This is a genomic window from Sporosarcina sp. resist (assembly GCF_014302295.1).
Lineage (GTDB): Bacteria > Bacillota > Bacilli > Bacillales_A > Planococcaceae > Sporosarcina > Sporosarcina psychrophila.
In genome coordinates, this window is the sequence record NZ_CP060287.1 from 129,015 (window position 1) to 148,236 (window position 19,222).

The following is a 19,222-nucleotide window of genomic DNA, read 5'->3' on the forward strand; positions in this document are numbered from 1 at the left end:
AGCAAAGAGACGCGGTGATCATATGGAAAGTTTTATGCGGAATTTAAATGACTCACTGCAAGAGGGATTCATCGATAAAAACCAAAGCAAATTGGGTAGTTTTAAACCAGAACTATTAATCAATAATGTGAAGAAAAATATAAACGTTTTAAATACACTACAAGAAGAACTTGAAACCAGTGAAGATTTCATCTTTTCAGTAGCGTTCATTACTGAAAGTGGTCTTGCTACAATGAAATCCCTGTTTTTAGATCTTAAGGACAAGGGTGTTTCAGGTCGAATATTAACCTCTACATATTTATATTTTAATCAACCAAAAGTATTTAAAGAACTCATGAAGTTAACGAATGTAGAAGTGCGCCTAACGCAGTTAAAAGGCTTTCATTCCAAAGGTTATATCTTTAAACAAAAAACGCACTACTCTCTGATCGTGGGAAGTTCCAATTTAACCGCGCATGCTTTGAAAGTGAATTACGAGTGGAATGTGAAATTGACTTCCCATGAAGATGGCGATATTGTTCATCACTTTAAAAATCAGTTTGAAGATGTATGGTCCGGCTCGGTATTACTAACTAAAGAGTGGATAGAAAGTTATGAAATAGAGTACGAGAAAAATGCGGATAAAAGGATAGTTGAGCAAGTTGTTGAGATGCCCGGTAAGTATGCGACCAATGCAATCGAAGAGTCATTAAAAATAATCCCCAACAATATGCAGCAAGCAGCATTGTTACAAATTCAGGCGGTCCGTGATGAAGGAAAAGATAAGGGGCTCGTTATTTCTGCGACGGGTACTGGAAAAACGTATTTATCTGCATTTGATGTGAGAAACTTTGCGCCTAAGCGCATGTTGTTTATTGTTCATCGGGAGCAAATCTTAAACAAGGCAAAGGATGACTTTCAAAGAATTCTTGGTGGGATCAGTGAAGATTTTGGCATGTATGTGGGGGCAAGTAAGCAGCTTGATAAGAAATACCTATTTGCTAGTATTCAAACTCTATCAAAACAAGAGAATCTTAGCCAATTCGATCCAACAGATTTTGATTATATATTGATAGACGAAGTACATAAGGCTGGGGCAGCTTCTTATTTGAGGGTAATTGACTATTTCAAGCCGAAGTTTTTAATGGGCATGACAGCTACGCCAGAACGAACAGATGACTTTAATATTTATGAGTTGTTCGATTACAACATCGCGTATGAAATCCGCTTACAGGAAGCGCTTGAAGAGGATATGCTTTGTCCATTTCATTATTTTGGTGTGACAGATTTTGAACGTGATGGAGAGGAAATTGATGATGCAACACTGTTATCAAAGCTTGTCACGGAAGAACGTGTCGATCATATACTTGAAAAGGTTGAGTACTATGGTTTTTCTGGTGAGAGTATAAAGGGGTTAATGTTCTGTAGTCGAAAAGATGAAGCTGTAGAGTTATCTGATGCGCTAAATGCTAGGGGATTGCGAACGGTTGCTTTGTTAGGCGATCACGCTCCAGAGGAACGAGAGCGTCAGATAAACTTATTGGAAAACGGATTCCTTGATTACATTTTAACCGTGGATATTTTTAATGAAGGAATCGATATTCCTTGTATCAATCAAGTCGTCATGCTGAGACAAACGCAGTCGAGCATTATCTTTATCCAACAGCTTGGAAGAGGCCTGCGGAAGCATAATTCGAAAAGCTATGTCACGATCATTGATTTTATCGGGAATTATAAAAACAACTATCTTATTCCAGTTGCACTTTCTGGCGACCAGTCTCTAAATAAAGATAATATACGTCGACATACGAAAGATACGAGTTATATAAAAGGTGTTTCAACGATTAACTTCGAGGAAATTGCTAAGAAAAAAATCTTCAGCTCCATCAATCAAAGTAATCTAACGGCGTTAAGGATTTTAAGAGACGCGTATACTGATTTGAAAAATAAAATCGGTAGAGTTCCGTATTTTTATGATTTTGTTGTAAATCATTCCATTGATCCGATAGTTATCGCGGATAAGTATGTGAACTACTATCGCTTTTTATTGAAAATGAATGAAGAAGTTTCCGCATTAAGTGTTTATGAAGATAAAGTATTAACAATGCTTTCCGCAGAAGTTTTAAATGGTAAACGCAAGCATGAAATCATTTTGATTGAGATGTTATTGAAGCAAAATGAAGTATCACACGATGACTATTTGGAGCAGTTAACAGCCAATGATTGTCGTACAGATAAAGGTACCCTGCAATCAGTAAATCGCATCTTGGATCTTTCATTTTTTACGTTGGCCAATAAAAGTAAGTACGGAGAAAAGCCGATTGCGGAAATGAATGAGGCCGGACGCTATCAGCTCAATATATCCATACAGGAAAGTCTGGCGAAGAATCCATATTTCACAAAAATAATTAAAGATGTCATAGACAGTGCAAAAGAGAAAACAGAAAAATATCAATGCGATCAGCCGCTTACACTGTACGAAAAGTATTCAAGAAAAGATGCATGTAAACTATTGGATTGGGGCAGTGACGAAAGCTCGACGATGTACGGGTACAAGCCTAAGCACGGCACATGTCCAATCTTCGTGACCTACCATAAAAATGATAAAGTCGAATCAAGTGTCGACTACGGAGATGAGTTCTTAAGCCCAGGACTTTTTAAATGGTATACAAGAAGTAACAGGACGTTGCAATCTCAGGAAGTTCAAAGAGTTATTCAATCAGCTGAGAACAATATGGATATTCACATATTCGTAAAGAAGGATGACGATGAAGGAACTGATTTTTATTATCTAGGAAGAGGGGTTCCGGACAAGTCTAGTGTTGAGGAAGATAGAATGACGGATAAGAATGGGAAGGAACTTCCGGTTGTGCATATGAACATGGTGATGGAGCAGGCTGTGGAGGGGAAGTTGTATAATTATTTGATGAAAGAGTAGAGTTATTATTTTTTAATTAGCAACAAGAAAATACATTTAATGTAATGAAATTATAATGATTTTAGTTACATTAATTTAATAGAGGTGACATATGCAATCGGGTACTGATATTATGCATGATTATTTAAACTCGTTTATGGAAACAAATAACATAGATAAAGAGTATATGAAATACGATTCTAAACTTAAAAATCTAGCGAGTAGAACTGAAAAATGGTTAAGCAAAGTTACGGAAGAAGAAAAAGAAACTTTTTTATACTTATTATCAAAGTTTACCTATATGAGCAGATTCAATATCGAAGATAGATTAAGAAAATTATATTCAAAGTATAAAGAGATAGAACCAAATTTTAAAGATACTATTTTTTTATCTGTGACATCTTTTGGGGGGATATACAATGGTGCAGTCAATATATTAGAGTGTTTTGAAGAAGCGGTTGATAGCGAAGAATTTATATCTAAAAAAAATATAGCTATTGACCCACTTAGTTTTTTTGATAGTTTTAATCTGGATTCGGTTAAAAATATCGTTTTTTTAGATGATATAGTAGGTAGTGGAGACACCTTTATTGACTTTATTTACCGTATAAGTAGTCAGTTGCCTGATTTGATAAGTGGAAGGAATTTATATTTATTTTCTTTAATTAACCTTGAAAAGGGCATGGATAAAGTAAACGAACTTTCCGTTGATTTGGAATGGGATATAAAGGTGATTAATGAAACGGTAGAGGGAAAAATATTTGATAATTTATCTATATACCCAAACCAAGATATTAAAAAGAAGCATAAAAAAATAATTAGAAAGTACGAAAAAGTCCTTATAGATAAGGATGAAAATGATGAAATTTATGCCATGGGTTATAAAAAGTCTAGCGTTATGGTAGCATTTTACTATAATACTCCAAATAACACACTCTCCACGTTTTGGAAGGAGAATGGAGATGATTGGTACCCTGTATTTCCTAGAAAGAAAGATCATCATAAGTTCAAATTGAAAAGTGAGAATCCCTTCCAGGAAATTAGAGAGATGAAGGAATTAAAATTGAAAAGAAAAGAATTTATAAAAAAACAAAGAGAAAAAGTTAGAAGAGGTAATTAATGAGAGAATTAGATTTTAAACATGACCTAATTTTGATCTTTTTAAATGAAAAGAAGTATATATATAATTCTTACGATATCATGTTAGTACTGTCAGTTAATTATGAAATGTTAAATCTATTTTTTGAAGATTTATTTGAACATGAACTTATTGTTAAAGACAAAGTAGTAAAGAGATACATATTAACAAAATTAGGCTTGAAAAGGCTTAAAGAACATTATCTTAATAACTTTGATTTGGATGCTTTCTTAAATCTTGAATTTACTGATTCCAAAGTTGTCAAACAGCGGAATTTGTCTCATGAAAATATTGTGTATATTCCGAATAACTTTGAAAAGTAACTGAAATGTTTTATACTAGAGTTGGGCCCTCTAGAAAATTGGGCGTCGCAGTCGACGTCTATTAAAGAAAAGTTACTAATGGATTATAAAACAAAGGAAAGCGCTCTGTTTCATAATCCATAGGTTAGGGATAAAGAAAACTAAGAATATTGTTAGATAGCGTAGAGGGCCCCTTTTAAATACTTTGAGTAAGAGTGATAAAAATGAATAATTATATAAGTACCTTAACTGACAGAATGATTAAAGAAGGTTACGAAACTGATTATATTAAAACGGTAGTCGGTTATTCTGAGCGGCTAATGCAAAAGGATTTACCTGTGATATTTGATTTAGCGCATCTTGCTTTGTATTTAGATGAATCTGAAGAAACTTTATCAGAAATGGTAAATAACTCTACTTCCTTCTATTCGAAAGCAAAAATAAAAAGCAAAAAAGGAAAAGTAAGAAACATTTATATTCCTTACGAAAAGTTAAAGAAGATTCAAATCTGGATTTTATATAAAATATTATATAAAGTTGAGACTCCAAAATGTGTGAAAGGTTTTAAATTAGGCAGCTCCATAGTAGATAATGCAATACCACATGTAAATAAAAACTATGTATTAAATCTTGATTTCAAAAATTTTTTTGAGACCATTAAAGAAAAACAAATAATTACAGTTTTTACTTCCTTAGGCTATAATAAAATAGTGTCTAGCGCACTTTCAAAAATATGTAACTATAATGGTTCTTTACCTCAAGGTTCACCAAGTAGTCCATATTTGTCTAATTTGGTATGTAGAAATTTAGACAATAAGATTATTGAATTAATAAAGTTTGAAGATGTAACCTATACAAGATATGCTGATGATTTAACATTCTCTTCTAATCAAAAACTAGATAGCTTAATACCCTTACTAGAAGAACTGATAGTAAGTGAAAAGTTTAAAATAAATGAAAGCAAAACAAGAATGCAATTAAAAAATCAAAGACAATTAGTGACGGGGTTAGTTGTAAATTCGCAGGTGAGTGTTCCACGTAAATATATTAGAGAGTTACGTTCAGAGATATATTATTGTAAAAAGTATGGTGTTTCTGGTCATATGGATAGAAAAGGTATACTTTATTCAAATTATAAACTTCATTTATACGGAAAAGCATTATATATTAAAATGGTAGATAAAAGTAAGGGTGAAAGTTTTTTAAAAGAGTTAGATAAGATAAATTGGCAATATTAATTTTAAAGTTGTGCATTTTCATACATTAAAGTGAAATTTACTATAAGTAGACGAGGCTTCTCTGCTTAATAAAAGTAAGCGTCGGATATTATCCATCTTTTAACATTTCTCGAAACATACCGGTGCGGAATCAATTTAACAGCTGTTATTTCAATAACGTAATAAGTTGCGCCCAGCTCAGGAAGGTTTGCTTTATATGGCTAAAGTTGCTATTGGGATTCTTATGGTGAGTTTTATCATTGGAACTATATAGGTTGAACTAATGATTCTATATAGTCTCCGGCGGGAGGCATCCCCTAGCGCTAACACAAATGCAAATCATTCAATCACTAGGAGAAGCGATGAGTTGGTTAGAATGAGAACTCAGCTGGGGAGCGTATCTGGCTGAGTTACGATACCTCATGGGACGTATAGGTGAATTATATGTAGTGATGTATACGAATGAAAATTTGGCAGAGCTGGCTCTGTTCAGTTACGATGAACGGATTTCGGCAAAGACGACGACGCGTATGAGTGCGCAAGGTCATGTTTATTTCAATCTGAATACCTTACAATTCGTGGACCGGGTGATTATTTTACAATTTAATGCAGAAGAAATGGAGCTGGAAAGTGGGACGATTGAAGTTTTTGAGGATGGCGTGAAGCAAGTTGTTGTAAAGCCGATTTTGTGGAAGCTTGCTGGCATGCTTTCGATTTACGCATTTAATTCAAAAGGTAATCCCTACAATACACGCCAGCTGGGGACGCTAATTATTCGGGAATTGATTTAGCCATACAACAAATAAGGTGCCTGGTTCCAACAAGTAAGTATTGTTGGAACCAGGCACCTTATTTTATTTCACAACCGACACTGAAAGTGAAATCTCATCTAGACAACAACATCAAATGCTATAACATGTTTCATATTCCGTCTCTTCCTGTTGTATTTAGGATTCATCTTCAGCTTATCAATTCCTATTTCTTATAGCCAATTTGAATGGGTCCAACATACATAAATCAGATTCAAATAAGGGTGGTGAAGTAGCTAGTTTTTTATAGGGATTCGAGATCTTGAGAAAACGTATATTCTGTATTCTTTTTTTAATGTATAATGCGATATAGGTTTACTTATTTCGTTTAATATGCGATATTGTATATATAATTATAGTTATTATAGGCAGGGGGATGAAAATGGCTTCTATTCAGAGCAACGAAGACTTGTTAAAAAAAATGACACGGGCTTTTTCAGATAGTTACGACGAAGAACTAGGAGATATTAAAGCCGTAACTGGCGGTAAAACGAGTAATGCCAAAAATCAAAACATTTGGGATGTTAAGTACTCTCGCTTGCATGATGTAGCGATAGAAACTGGGAATACACCTCTACATATTAAAAGAAACGCTTTATGGGAATGTGTTACTATTCTCGAAAATGAAAAAAAAGAGTTATTTGTTTTTTTTAGAGACAAGAATTATCAAAGTATTTTGAGGGATCTGGGAAAGAAGCCATTTCATTATTTAGATTGCTTACTTGTGAAAAATAAATCTAAAGATGGCCAAGCCCCTTTTTATCAACCTGATCTTTTTGATGATACTTCATATGATGATGAAAGAGACAAGCAATTGAGAGAAATATTAGGGGACTCGTATGAAGAAGTGAATAGCATTGTTGTTTTTACACTGGAAGAAGCAAAAGGCATTGCAACAACTGTTAAAGCTATTTTGTTAACAAGCAACGGCGAGTTGATTGACGAAATGAATCTGTCTAAATACATGTCAACCAACTATTCATCTAGTGCTGCAATTAATGACGAAGCACCGGAGAAAACTATTGTGAAATTAAAAGCTAAAGTAAAAGATAAGAATGAAAAGATTAATGAAATTAAGCTATCTAAAAAAGCTGAAGAGGAAAAAGGGTGACACTGCTTCTTCTTAAGCTAACTTGGAGGAATTAGTAATGTCTGATGTGAAATTTAACGGAAATAGGTTAAGGGAGGCAAGGCGCTTTAGAACGAAATCCATCACTGATTTAGCTGGAGAAGTTGGTGTAACTAAACAAATGATATCAAAGTATGAGAATAGCAAGGCTGTACCAAGTCTTGAAGTCCTTTTTCAAATAATAAATAATCTTAAGTTTCCGAGAGAGTTTTTCTTTGGGGAAGATACATTTTCATTGGAAACGGAAGGTACTTTTTTTAGATCCCGTCTAACATCGACACAAAAAGAAAAGGTGCCTAGTGAATTCACGAAAAATATGTCGGTTGTCATAAGAGACTTTCTAGAAAACTATATTGATTTCCCAATGTTACCAATTAAGCCGAATGTCGATGATTTTGAATCAATTGAAGCTCTTGCTTATCAAGTACGAAAAGATTTCGGATTATCTAATAAGCCTATAAGTAATATCTTAAGAATTTTGGAGGAGCAAGGTTTTGTTGTTTCATTAATTTCGAATAATATGGATAAGGTCGACGCATTTAGTAGTCAAACAAAAATTAATGAGAATGTTTACTATACTGTAATCCTGGAAGGAGAAAACTATTCGTATTATAGACAACAATTTAGCATAGCGCATGAGTTAGGCCACTGGGTTTTACACTCTGAAGTATTAGATCCACAGAGCTTAGAAAAAGATGAATATAGGGAGATGGAGGAAGAAGCTAATGAATTTGCTGCTTGCTTTATGTTACCTAAAGAAACCTTTACAAAAGATATTAGCTTGGACCCTTTAAATCTAGATTACTACGTAAATTTAAAGAAAAAATGGCAGGTCTCTATTGGGGCAATGGTAATGAGGGCTTTTAATTTAGGACTTATATCTAGCGACGATTATCAAAGACTTCAGAGGCAAATGAGTTATAGGAAGTGGAGGACTAGTGAACCGCTAGATAATGTAAAAACAATATCGAAGCCAATCGCTTTAAAGCAGGCTATAGAGTTGTTGGTTGAAAATAGTATTCTTAAGGGACATGAAATACCAAAGGAGATTTTTAAACACTATAATTTATTGCTTCCCACGGACTTTATTGAAGAAATTACAAATGTCGAGAATGGTTACCTTGAGTATCAGGAGCCGCAAATTGTATCATTGATTAATGAAAAAGAAAATAGAAGTAAATCATAAAGCAATAAATGGTATCAAAATAGTGGTTACTTGAAATAGAACTGAAATGATTAAGGGGGGCATTCTCTAGCACCAATAGTTGTTGATAAGATTCTTTATTTCAACATATAGTTAGAAAAGCTTTTTGTCTGTTTTAGGAAGCGAGAGGAGATATAGTATGTCAGTAAGTACTAACTTTCAAACATTCTGTACTAACTTAAGGATGGCAAATGAAACTACTGATAAAATTCAAATTAGGTACCGCCAGATAACAAAAAGAATTAATATAGATTACTGGGATAGTACATCGGAGACATCATATAGTTTATACGTAGGCTCTTATGGCCGAGGTACTGAAATATGGACCAGTGATATTGATATGGTTGTTCAATTGCCTTATGCGATATATAAAAAATATGATGGTTATAGTAGCAATGGTCAGTCTGCTTTATTGCAAGACGTAAAAGTGGCGTTACAAAAGACATATAGTGCGTCGAATTTAAAAGGTGATGGGCAAGTCATAGGAATTAGTTTTACGGATGGAATCTGTTTTGAAATAGTTCCTTCTTTTATTAATGATGACGGTAGCTTTACGTATCCCGATACTAACAATGGTGGGACATGGAAAACTGCTGACCCGCGGAAAGAAATCAGTGCAATGGATGCTCGCAATAATGCTACAAACAAAAATTTAAAACGACTATGCAGGATGGCACGAGCATGGAAGAACAAATGTGATGTTCCGATGAGTGGAATTTTAATTGATACTCTAGCCTATAAATTCATTAATGAATGGGCGTATAAAAATGAATCTTTTGCTTTTTATGATTATATGAGTAGAGACTTCTTTATGTTCCTTAAGGATATAGATGAAGCTAACCTTTACTGGTTAGCACCAGGTAGTAGTCGATATGTCTGGAAGAGTGGTAACTTTCAAAGTGAGGCATCTAGAGCATATAGTCTTTCTATAGAGGCTATTGTGCGCGAAACAAATGGTAACCCTTATTCATCTAAGCAAAAATGGAGGGAAGTTTATGGAACGAAATTCCCTAGCTAGTCAAGGCTATAAGTTGGAGTCACAGATTAGGGAAGCCTATGGGCGTGTAGTCTATACATTTACTTGCCAAAATAAAATTGTACAGCGGCTTCTATCAAAAAGTAATACTATTAAGGTTTGGCAGATTGTATTGTCGGCTTTAACTACAGGAAGTTTTTTAGCAATTATTTTGTCTAATGAGATATTTGTAAGTGTTGTGGGGGCTGTTATTTCTATAGCTTTGTTAATACTAAATGCTTACACTAAAAATTTCGACTTGGTTGAAACAGCCCAGTCCCATCAGCAGGCTGCTGATGCATTATGGAAAATAAGAGAAGAATATGTTTCGTTACTTATAGACTTCGACTTACTTGAAGCGTCAGAAGTAATGGAACAAAGAGATGATTTACAAAATAGGACAGCGGAAATTTATGCTCAATCACCAAGAACAGATTCCAAAAGCTATAAGGAAGCACAGAAGGCATTAAAAACAGAAGAGGAACAGACTTTTTCAGAGAAGGAAATTGATGTAATGCTTCCAAACTCTATAAGAAGAGAGAATAGATAATATTTTTTTATTGGATTAGAATATTCAGGGAGGTGGAAAATAGGGCTACATTTTCAGAAGAAAAACTAGGCAAGTACTAACTCCATTTGAAAATAAACTGGTCGCTAACCAAGAAAGCCACATTTAAATATTTTATGGAGAGCCTTTCCGTATGTAAACTATAATAGCCTAAGCAATTGTTATACAACTGCTTAGGCTATTATAAAAAAAAACTAAAAAAATACACAATACTTTACCAATTAAAATAAGCACGGCTCGGTGGTAAGATTTCTTATGCAATTTTATGATATCGGAGAATGAATAAACAGTTAAATAGTAGCTAAAAGGGGAAATTATACTTCCACAATGCTTTTTAAAACTGTAGAAATATAAAAATGAAATGAGTTTTTTGATTAGTCTAATAGGTTGATTATTTTACAACTTCTTGCGAAAAATTGTCGGCTTGCTTTCGATTTCCACATTTAATTCAAAAGGAGATCCCTTCAACACACGACAGCTAGGAACACTCATCATTCAAGAATTGATTCAACCACAAAACAAATAAGGTGCCTGATTCCCAACAATTACATACCGTTGGGAACCAAGTACCTTATTTCATTTCACATAATCTCCAGCAACATAAACCCCAATCCATATAGACGACACTGGCCATTATTGATAGTATGAGAAAAGTAGGACTACTTTCAAATAATGCTGAATAATGCAGATATGGAGAATAAAATGAAGAAATTTGTATGGATTGCTTCTTTAATTTATTGTTTGAATGGGTTTGGTCATATTATTATTGGGACCGTTTTAGAACCTATGGTGGATTCGTATGGGATTCATTACAAGGATGGCGGACAGTTGATTATGAATCAATTTTTAGGTTTTTTAGGTGGAGTAATGATCGCGCCGCTTATCGTTAATCGAATTGGGCGGAGAATGACGATTTTTCTTGCCTTACTCATTTTTGCGCTTTCCCAGTTTGTGTTTAGCGTCTTACCCAATTGGACTGTGATGTTAGCTATTGCTCCATTTGGTGGGGCGGGAATAGGGATTGCTGAAACAATTGTTGCTTCCCTTATTATTGGCCATTTAAAAGAAAAGAAGGCTACGACACTTGTTATAGTTGAAATCTTTTTTGGGGTAGGCGCATTGGCGATTCCAGTCATTTCTGCATTTTTGATTATGACGGGTGTATGGAACTTTTCGTTTACATTTGTAGCCGTGTTTGCCTCGGTCATTATGCTACTCTGGTTATTTCTTTCGTTTGGAGAATTGGATCCGATTTTAAAAAGACAGGTGAAGGCTTTACCTGAAGACGGGAATAAACCTGAAAGAAAACGTTACTCTAAAAGGCAATTACCGATTATTGCGACGGGTGCGTTGTTTTTCTTTATGTATGTGGGAACGGAAATGGTTTTGCCAAACTACTTGCCGACAATCATGAGCAAAACAACGAATTTAGATGCGTCCACGCTGGCCTTAAGCATTACTGTCTTTTGGGCAGCGATGACACTTGGACGTATCAGTATGACTGGCATCATAGATAGAATAGGTTATAGCAAGCTCTTTATTATTTGCTGTACGGGTCAGTTTTTCACCCTCTTGATGTTTGCTTATTCAACCTCTGTCATGTTTAGCTTTATCTCGATATTTTTAACGGGTTTATTAATGGGTGGAGTTTTCTCAATTGGTCTCTTGATTATTAATGAAACGTCTAAAGGATTAGAGGAATGGACAACAAGCATACTGATGGCAATGGGGGGATTAGGCGGTGCATTTCTGCCAAGAATTGTTGGCGAACTGATAGATCGATACCCAATCAGTGTTACCCTATGGTCACTTGTATTATGTACCTTTATTCTTGCGTGTTTAATGGCCGTCATTTTTCACTTTAGAAAAAAAGCAATGGACTTTAAAGGATTGCAACCGATAAAAGCGAGTAATGTTGTATAAACTACAGTGAAGCCTAGGTGCAAGGCAGCGCCTGAAGAGACCAGCTCATGATAGTGAAAGTGTGCTTAGTAAGCAGGCGACGTTTCAAAACTATATGCTGAGCAAATGAATATCTGTATTAACCAAGCGAAGGCACCTTATTTTAGGCACCAGTTTAGAGTAAGTCGGGAATTATATATGCTGACAAATGCATGATAAAGCTGATTGAATGGATCAATGAACCACGGAGGGCTTTCTGCAAGTATGGAGCCGGCGTGCAATTTTAAAAGGTTTTATAAACAGCCATGACGGAACAAACATATAAATACAATAAGGGGTAGTTCCCACAAGTACATTTGTGATAAGGGACTGCCTTTTTTGTATAAGCATTGGTTAACGTCATTACATGTGATATAGATTAATTTTGCTGGAAAGGAGGATATTCGAGTGAAGAATAAAAGCGAAATCATGACGATTATTCAGCAATTGGATCATCATATTGCAGATGATTTTGAAGCGCAGGACCTAGACTTTAAACAATGGAATTATAGTGCTGAGGAGGAAAATGTCAATAAAATGATTAAATATGCTGTTTGTATGGCGAATGGCGGCGGGGGTAGCGTTGTTTTCGGCGTGGCCGACAAAGTGCGGGGAATAGACAATGTTTTAATAGGGATTCCATTTGATGTAGACATAAAGGAATTAGAAAAAAGGGTATTTGAAAATACAGATCCACACATTATTCCTTCATTTGATGAACTATTTTATAAAGATCATTCGATTCGGCTCCTTGTCATGAACGTTTTGCCGGAAACCCCACCTTATACAACAACGAATGGTACAGCAACCATTAGGCAAGGAAAAGAGTGTCTGCCGTACAGGAACAATTCGTAGGGATAGTCTGATTTTATGAGTAGGTAAAGGGATCCTTATAAATAGTGACTGGGATGAATTGTGTTCCGTTTTAATCACTAATAATACGATAAAAAGAATATAACCCACTATGGTGAGGGGGATTTCATGTTCCTAGATCAACTAAAAAACCAGTTAAATGAAAAACAGCCCCTGTTTATAGGGGAGGAAACAGCTCTTCGTTCCGCGGTTTTAATACCGCTAGTTCAAGTGGATGAAGAATGGCATATCCTTTTCGAAGTACGTTCATTTACCATGAGAAAACAACCAGGTGATATTAGTTTTCCCGGTGGTCGCATCGACTCCACAGACCCATCCCCAATGGAAGCCGCTTTACGAGAAACGCATGAAGAATTAGGTGTCGACCCAAAAACGGTTACGATTGTAGGGACATTAAGTCCTTATGTTGCCTCCTCTTCATTTGTTATCTACCCATTTGTAGGAACCATTGATTACAATCAAATTATTCATTCGTATAACAAGGAAGAAGTTGAAGAAGTATTTATGATACCTGTCAAATGGCTATTGAATTATGAGCCTTATATGCATTCAGTATCCGTTGAACCAGTGCCTTCGCTAAACTTTCCTTATGAAAAAATAATGAATGGCACACAGTATCAATGGAGAGCTCGTTCAATGGAAGAATGGTTTTACGATTATGAAAACTATACAATTTGGGGTTTAACGGCTAGGATTTTGAAACATTTTATAGAAATCATAAAATGAGTGAAACTTGTAATCTTGAAGAAGCGCCGATTATGAAAATTAATAAACCTCACTTAGTACCATAAGTAAATGAGGTTTTAAATGGCTTGCCTTTGCCCGATAGCTTACTTAAAAGTAAAAGGCTGTTCCACTCAAAAGTGTTGAGTGGAGCAGCCTTTTCATATTAACTTTCATTCTTTGTCGTAAAATCAGGTACGAGCCAATAAATGAGCAATCCAGCGATCGTCGCGTAGGCTATACCATGAGCATATCCAACTCCGATGATAAAGATAACTGCGACAATGACCAAGTTTTTCATATTCGCCAGATTAACTTTTTCCTCAATGATGTGACGGATCCCCATGCCTGCAATCATACCGAATAACAAGATACAGATGCCGCCCATCACGGCAACTGGAATGGATTGGATAGCAGCTCCAACTTTACCGAACAGACCTAGAATAATCGCAATAACAGCAGCACCTTGAATGATTCTACTGGAAAATTGGCGTGTGATGGCTAAAACGCCGAGGTTTTCCGCATAAGTCGTTTGTGCAGGCCCGCCGATGAAACCGGAGACTAATGTTGCAAGACCATTCCCCCATAGGATTCTTGAAAACCCAGGATCCTTTGTTACGTCTTTACCTGTAATCTCTTTTAGTACCATCATATGTCCAAGGTCTTCGATGATGGTAACCAAGGCAATCGGCGCCATCCCCAAGATGACGACCCATGTGAATTCTGGCATTACGAACTGTGGAAGGGCAAACACTGGTGCATTGGCAATGGTACCAAAATCAACTAATCCACGCACCGCAGCATAGACATAACCTACTCCAAGACCAATGAGGAGCGGGAAAAGGCGGATCATCTTAGTACCTGCAAGCGTAGCAAAGATTGCTGCAAGAAGGCTGACGATAGCTACATCCCAATTGACAGCAGCCATGTTGTTCACCGCCGTGCTTGCTAGTGCAAGACCGATGATACTGACTACTGGTCCAACAACAACTGGAGGAATTGCTCTTCGAACTTTTTCAAAACCGACATATGAAATGATAATAGATACAATGGCATAAACAATGGAAACACCGATAAGACCTGCAACGGCCTGACCGGGTGAATTTAACTCTCCTACATACAATGCTAGAGGAGCAATGAAAGCGAAAGATGAACCTAAATAAGTAGGAACTTTTCCTCGTGTAATAAGATGGAAAATTAACGTTCCTACACCACTGGCAACAAGTGCACTCCCTGGATCTAGACCAGTTAGTGCTGGAACTAAAACTGTCGCACCAAACATTGCAAACAAATGCTGTAAGGATAATGGTATAGCTTTCAAAAAACCTTTCAAATGTGTCCCCCCTTTACTAGTGTTAATACATGATATTTCTCCTATTTAATATTTAGAATAAGAATTAAAGAGTAATACTGAATAATATTTTACGCTTACATGGAAAAGTAATTTTCACATCACAAGAACTATCATAAGAAAGAAAAGGATATCACTTATAATTTTATTCAGGAGTGAAACAAATGAATGAGTATATACAGCTTATGATAGATTGGGTTGAAGAACATTTAAACAAAGAGTTTTCACTAGATGAATTGGCTAATTACATGGGTTATTCCCCTTATTACTGTTCTTTTAAATTTCATCAGGTAACAGGGATCAGTATTAGGCGCTATGTTCTTTTAAGAAGGCTATATTTATCTACAGCAGACTTGTCGAGCAATCAGAAGGTAATTGAAATAGCTTTTGAATATGGCTATTCATCTCAAGAGGCTTATAGTAGAGCCTTTAAAAAGGTTTTTGGTGTAACTCCAAGAGAATTTCAACTAAATAAGTTGCCTGTACAGTCATTTGTTAAACTTACTGTCGATCAAAGCGAGGATGGGGATAGCGTGTATATGTCTAGAAAAAATGAGGTTGAACAGTTACAAAATGTGAAGAGAGAACTGTTTGACAAAGACGTACTTAACGTATTGAATGGTCAAGTTATGTATGAAGAGTTTAAAGCAGAAAAACTGATGGGGGATTCTGATTATGTACCATTCAATGAGGCGATGTGTGTACATGCGACGACGCCACAAGTTTTTGACGACGAGTTTATTCAAACAAGAGCATTAGGACATCATGTGTCAGTAGAAAACTACATCAGGAAGGTTATTTATCCCTTCAATACTATTTTTAAGGAGGAGTATAAATATATCGTTCTATGGTTTGGTGAAGACATGTTTTGTCAGATGAATCTTCTTACAATTCTTACTTACTTTGAACAGTCCGGATACAAAGGAAAAGTATTATTAAATAGCTTTAGAGAGGATGAATTTAAAGTCAGCCAAACTGAGCTTCAATTAGGAGATTATGAATCTGTATACAAAGAAGTATTGATAAACCATAGAAAGCCATCGATTGAATTACTCCCAGTAATGTATCAGGCAATAGATATATTTTTAGATATGTTAAAAGAAAATAATGAAGTAGTAAAATATATTTCCAAAAATAAAGATCTTTCAACAGCGGAATTAGTTAATAGGTTATTTGATCTTTTTCCCACAATAGGATACGGAGATTCGCAATATATCGAGCTTATTAATAAAGCTAAGTGAACTTAAATTATTTTTATACAAAAAACTTCACTTAGTTACATCACGGAGAACCGTATCAGAAGTAAATGCGGTTTTTTCAGAAAAATAAAAAGCCAAAAATGAACAAGTTATGAATAGAACCTTGCTCATTTTTGGCATTTATAAGGAAGATCAGCATCCGTTACAATAGTAAAGCCTTTCTAATTAAAAATTAAAGGAAAAGTAAATGTAACGAAAGCTGCCCAAAGTACGTAGACCGGCAAATACTTAGTAACCGCATCTTGGATGGTTGAAGGCCCGGTTTTGTTTTGTAGAAAACGCATATAGGAGACCATGATCCAGATTAGATTTCCCCAGATAAGTATGTTTACGCCTAAAACAGCAATTCTGTTGGGTGTAATCCCATAAGAAGAAAGTCTGAACACTATGGCTGACAAAGCCACACTGTCAATGATAAGAGCAAGAATAATTAGGGCGAAGCTTATATAATCAGAAATGTTCTTTTTCTTGTCTGTACCGCTTTCGGTAATGGAAAATATGGTAACGGCCAATACACTAAAGAGTATCCCGTTGAAGACTAGCAGGAAATTGCGATCCAAGAATGGATTTTTTCCGACCCAAATAACCGTTATAAGATAGACCAACAATGTGGCCAGAACAAGAGGACTAAAAATTTTAGCGATATAGGGTGTAATATTCTTAGCAAGTTTAAGATTCATCGATACCAGGTATGTAGCCACAATAGCGAGAGCGGCAGCACCGAATAAAACGACATTTCTAAAATAGAAGTCTTCTATATCCAAACCGACAAAACTAAATAACTGCATGGTTAATGCTGCTAGCAACATTCCGCTAATTGCCATGCTGGCGTAGAGTATGCAAAATTCCAAATTAAATTTAAGATAGGCTAATCTTGTGCTGCCCATACCATATTCATTTCCTATAAATGCAAGCCCAATCAATCCCCATAAAAATATGGGAAGGTGTAAATAAGCAAGGATAATACTGTCATTATGATTTGATGGCAGCATATTAAGATACAACCCAGAGAGTAGGAACATCAATGCAAGGGTGTAAAGAACCTTTTTTGGGGGGTTATTTTTGTATACAAAATAAGCTGCAATGAAGGGAAGAATCCCAAAAGCAAGGTTAATTGGGGCAATTGCTTCCTGTTCGACAAAATGGAAAATGATCCTGGTGCTTATCCCCGCCAGAATGGCTAAAATGCCCATGAACAAGAAACCTTTCTGAAGCAAGGAAGTTTTTTCTGTATGTGCCGCCTCCTTGAAATTCAATCTTTCATACCAAGCAGCAAGAACCGGCGAATCAGGGTTTTGTTCCCAGGCGTGTGAGAATGACTTTTTAAAAGCTTTGGGGTCTTCTCTATACATTCTCTCCAGCTCACGTGGATTAGCAATATTTTTACTAATCGAATTGTCGATTTCCACGGTTATACCTCCTCTAATAATTGTCATACAAGTCCTACTTTCCTCCACGATGCATATAAACAAACTTAAATGTCTTCGTCACTTTTGTATTCTGAAATATCTCCAGGTGACATTCTAAAGCCTTACGAATCGCCTCTAGAGTTAACAATCGAATGGGTTTTGCCTTTCCATATTTTCAATATAGCAAGGTTATCTATTGATTACACCGCATATCGTTAAATCATTTCTGGTTTCATGAAAAGCAATTCATATATATATTGTATGTTTCATTTTAACGCATAATTTATTGTTTATCAATAAATATTTATTAACTTTAGCGATATTATTGTTGTTATAGTATGAATTAGACAAAATATAAAACATTCCTCATTACAAATAAAACTCATGCAACTAACCTGTCTGTGACTTCCATAATGAATAAGGGCTAAACTGGAATTAAACTTTTGAGGCATAAAAGATGGATTCAAGATAAAATTGAAGGCTATAAAGAAAGTTAAAATAAAAGTAACTAATGTAGGTGCATTACGGGGAACCGTATCATAAGTAATGAGGTTATTTATTTACGGAAAAACAAAGGTCGATTTTCTATGTTAATAGAAAATCGACCTTTACAAACCTTATATGGATTTTTCATGTACTAATATTATTGTGCAGTTAATCCACCATCGATAACGAATTCTGAACCTGTTGAATAGCTAGACTCATCAGAAGCTAAGAATAGTACCATGTTAGATACTTCTTCTGGTTGTGCTACGCGTTTTAGTGGAATATGTTTAGAGAATGCTTCTACAGCTGCTTTTGTATCTTCCTGAACCACCATTGGTGTGGCGATTACGCCTGGGTGTACAGAGTTTACACGAATACCCATTGGCGCTAAGTTGATTGCAGCTGCTTTCGTCATACCACGTACTGCAAATTTTGTATCAGTGTAACCTACAGCGCCAGCAACCAAGCCGTTCATAGAAGAAATATTGACGATTGAACCACCGCCAGCTTTTATCATTGAAGCTGCTACAGTCTTCATGCCCAAGAATACTGACACTTGGTTAATGTCCACGATACGACGGTATTCTTCTACTGTAATATCAAGCATATTTTTCGCCATTGTAATACCGGCGTTATTTACTAATACGTTTACTGGACCGAAAGTTTCTTCTGTTTTCGCAATAACTGTCGCCCAATCTTCTTCAGATGCTACATTTTGTTTAATGAAAAGTGCATTTTCACCTAATTCAGCTGCGAATGCATTTCCTTTTTCCTCATTTAAATCTGTTAAAACAACCTTTGCACCGTGCTCAATGAATAATTTTGCATGTGATGCACCCATACCTTGTGCTGCTCCTGTAATAATCGCTACTTTACCTGATAACCGACTCATATAAAATTCC

General features: G+C 35.6%; 16 protein-coding genes and 1 pseudogene. 13 read left to right on the forward strand and 4 right to left on the reverse strand.

What is annotated here, in order from left to right; genetic code table 11:
* The first annotated feature begins 22 nt into the window (after positions 1 to 22).
* The 12 genes from H7992_RS00640 to H7992_RS00695 all read left to right on the forward strand — a co-directional run bounded on the left by H7992_RS00640 (position 23) and on the right by H7992_RS00695 (position 13,818).
* Positions 23 to 2,917 carry a DEAD/DEAH box helicase gene (locus H7992_RS00640; RefSeq protein ID WP_187046376.1) on the forward strand — a complete coding sequence of 965 codons (2,895 nt, stop codon included), beginning with the start codon at positions 23 to 25 and terminating at the stop codon, positions 2,915 to 2,917.
* 91 nt (positions 2,918 to 3,008) lie between these two features.
* Positions 3,009 to 4,016, forward strand: coding sequence for a phosphoribosyltransferase-like protein (locus H7992_RS00645; protein ID WP_187046377.1), 1,008 nt, complete (start codon positions 3,009 to 3,011; stop codon positions 4,014 to 4,016).
* Positions 4,016 to 4,357: a hypothetical protein gene (locus H7992_RS00650; RefSeq protein ID WP_187046378.1), complete on the forward strand. Its 342-nt coding sequence runs from the start codon at positions 4,016 to 4,018 to the stop codon at positions 4,355 to 4,357. The genes H7992_RS00645 and H7992_RS00650 overlap by 1 nt, the downstream gene beginning before the upstream one ends.
* 203 nt (positions 4,358 to 4,560) lie before the next feature.
* A complete protein-coding gene (locus H7992_RS00655; protein WP_187046379.1) occupies positions 4,561 to 5,574 on the forward strand; it encodes a retron St85 family RNA-directed DNA polymerase in 1,014 nt (337 codons plus the stop codon).
* Between the two features lie 428 nt (positions 5,575 to 6,002).
* Positions 6,003 to 6,344, forward strand: coding sequence for a hypothetical protein (locus H7992_RS00660; RefSeq protein ID WP_222617999.1), 342 nt, complete (start codon positions 6,003 to 6,005; stop codon positions 6,342 to 6,344).
* Between the two features lie 400 nt (positions 6,345 to 6,744).
* Positions 6,745 to 7,473 (forward strand): DUF5986 family protein, encoded by a 729-nt coding sequence (locus tag H7992_RS00665; protein ID WP_187046380.1) that lies wholly within the window; start codon positions 6,745 to 6,747, stop codon positions 7,471 to 7,473.
* Positions 7,474 to 7,510: 37 nt separating this feature from the next.
* Positions 7,511 to 8,677: a helix-turn-helix domain-containing protein gene (locus H7992_RS00670; RefSeq protein ID WP_187046381.1), complete on the forward strand. Its 1,167-nt coding sequence runs from the start codon at positions 7,511 to 7,513 to the stop codon at positions 8,675 to 8,677.
* 157 nt (positions 8,678 to 8,834) lie between these two features.
* Complete coding sequence (locus H7992_RS00675; protein ID WP_187046382.1) at positions 8,835 to 9,713, forward strand: nucleotidyltransferase; 879 nt, start codon at positions 8,835 to 8,837, stop codon at positions 9,711 to 9,713.
* On the forward strand, positions 9,691 to 10,260 hold the full coding sequence (locus H7992_RS00680) for an SLATT domain-containing protein (protein WP_187046383.1): 570 nt from the start codon (positions 9,691 to 9,693) through the stop codon (positions 10,258 to 10,260). The genes H7992_RS00675 and H7992_RS00680 overlap by 23 nt, the downstream gene beginning before the upstream one ends.
* 720 nt (positions 10,261 to 10,980) lie before the next feature.
* Positions 10,981 to 12,201 (forward strand): MFS transporter, encoded by a 1,221-nt coding sequence (locus H7992_RS00685; RefSeq protein ID WP_187046384.1) that lies wholly within the window; start codon positions 10,981 to 10,983, stop codon positions 12,199 to 12,201.
* A gap of 426 nt (positions 12,202 to 12,627) precedes the next feature.
* Complete coding sequence (locus H7992_RS00690) at positions 12,628 to 13,074, forward strand: ATP-binding protein (protein ID WP_187046385.1); 447 nt, start codon at positions 12,628 to 12,630, stop codon at positions 13,072 to 13,074.
* 126 nt (positions 13,075 to 13,200) lie between these two features.
* A complete protein-coding gene (locus H7992_RS00695; RefSeq protein WP_187046386.1) occupies positions 13,201 to 13,818 on the forward strand; it encodes an NUDIX hydrolase in 618 nt (205 codons plus the stop codon).
* A gap of 163 nt (positions 13,819 to 13,981) precedes the next feature.
* Here the strand turns inward: H7992_RS00695 and H7992_RS00700 are convergent, their stop codons facing one another.
* A complete protein-coding gene (locus H7992_RS00700; RefSeq protein ID WP_082786452.1) occupies positions 13,982 to 15,148 on the reverse strand; it encodes a solute carrier family 23 protein in 1,167 nt (388 codons plus the stop codon).
* A gap of 182 nt (positions 15,149 to 15,330) precedes the next feature.
* On the opposite strand from H7992_RS00700, the gene H7992_RS00705 reads away from it, so the two are divergent.
* The gene (locus H7992_RS00705; RefSeq protein WP_187046387.1) at positions 15,331 to 16,407 is read left to right on the forward strand and encodes a helix-turn-helix transcriptional regulator; all 1,077 of its coding nucleotides are present in this window, start codon (positions 15,331 to 15,333) and stop codon (positions 16,405 to 16,407) included.
* Positions 16,408 to 16,586: 179 nt separating this feature from the next.
* Here the strand turns inward: H7992_RS00705 and H7992_RS00710 are convergent, their stop codons facing one another.
* From H7992_RS00710 to H7992_RS00715, 3 genes and pseudogenes are all read right to left on the reverse strand, one after another.
* On the reverse strand, positions 16,587 to 17,834 hold the full coding sequence (locus H7992_RS00710) for a DUF4153 domain-containing protein (protein ID WP_187046388.1): 1,248 nt from the start codon (positions 17,832 to 17,834) through the stop codon (positions 16,587 to 16,589).
* Between the two features lie 65 nt (positions 17,835 to 17,899).
* A pseudogene (locus H7992_RS24995) lies at positions 17,900 to 18,009 on the reverse strand (helix-turn-helix domain-containing protein); the annotation flags it as partial.
* 468 nt (positions 18,010 to 18,477) lie between these two features.
* Positions 18,478 to 19,212, reverse strand: a complete 735-nt coding sequence (locus tag H7992_RS00715) for a glucose 1-dehydrogenase (protein ID WP_187046389.1) — start codon at positions 19,210 to 19,212, stop codon at positions 18,478 to 18,480.
* Positions 19,213 to 19,222: the final 10 nt, after the last annotated feature.

Coding starts and splice junctions, on each gene's coding strand:
- H7992_RS00715 (WP_187046389.1), bottom strand. CDS start 19,212: ATGAGTCGGTTATCAGGTAAAGTAGCGATTATTACAGGAGCAGCACAA.
- H7992_RS00685 (WP_187046384.1), top strand. CDS start 10,981: ATGAAGAAATTTGTATGGATTGCTTCTTTAATTTATTGTTTGAATGGG.
- H7992_RS00650 (WP_187046378.1), top strand. CDS start 4,016: ATGAGAGAATTAGATTTTAAACATGACCTAATTTTGATCTTTTTAAAT.
- H7992_RS00655 (WP_187046379.1), top strand. CDS start 4,561: ATGAATAATTATATAAGTACCTTAACTGACAGAATGATTAAAGAAGGT.
- H7992_RS00675 (WP_187046382.1), top strand. CDS start 8,835: ATGTCAGTAAGTACTAACTTTCAAACATTCTGTACTAACTTAAGGATG.
- H7992_RS00695 (WP_187046386.1), top strand. CDS start 13,201: ATGTTCCTAGATCAACTAAAAAACCAGTTAAATGAAAAACAGCCCCTG.
- H7992_RS00640 (WP_187046376.1), top strand. CDS start 23: ATGGAAAGTTTTATGCGGAATTTAAATGACTCACTGCAAGAGGGATTC.
- H7992_RS00680 (WP_187046383.1), top strand. CDS start 9,691: ATGGAACGAAATTCCCTAGCTAGTCAAGGCTATAAGTTGGAGTCACAG.
- H7992_RS00670 (WP_187046381.1), top strand. CDS start 7,511: ATGTCTGATGTGAAATTTAACGGAAATAGGTTAAGGGAGGCAAGGCGC.
- H7992_RS00705 (WP_187046387.1), top strand. CDS start 15,331: ATGAATGAGTATATACAGCTTATGATAGATTGGGTTGAAGAACATTTA.
- H7992_RS00665 (WP_187046380.1), top strand. CDS start 6,745: ATGGCTTCTATTCAGAGCAACGAAGACTTGTTAAAAAAAATGACACGG.
- H7992_RS00645 (WP_187046377.1), top strand. CDS start 3,009: ATGCAATCGGGTACTGATATTATGCATGATTATTTAAACTCGTTTATG.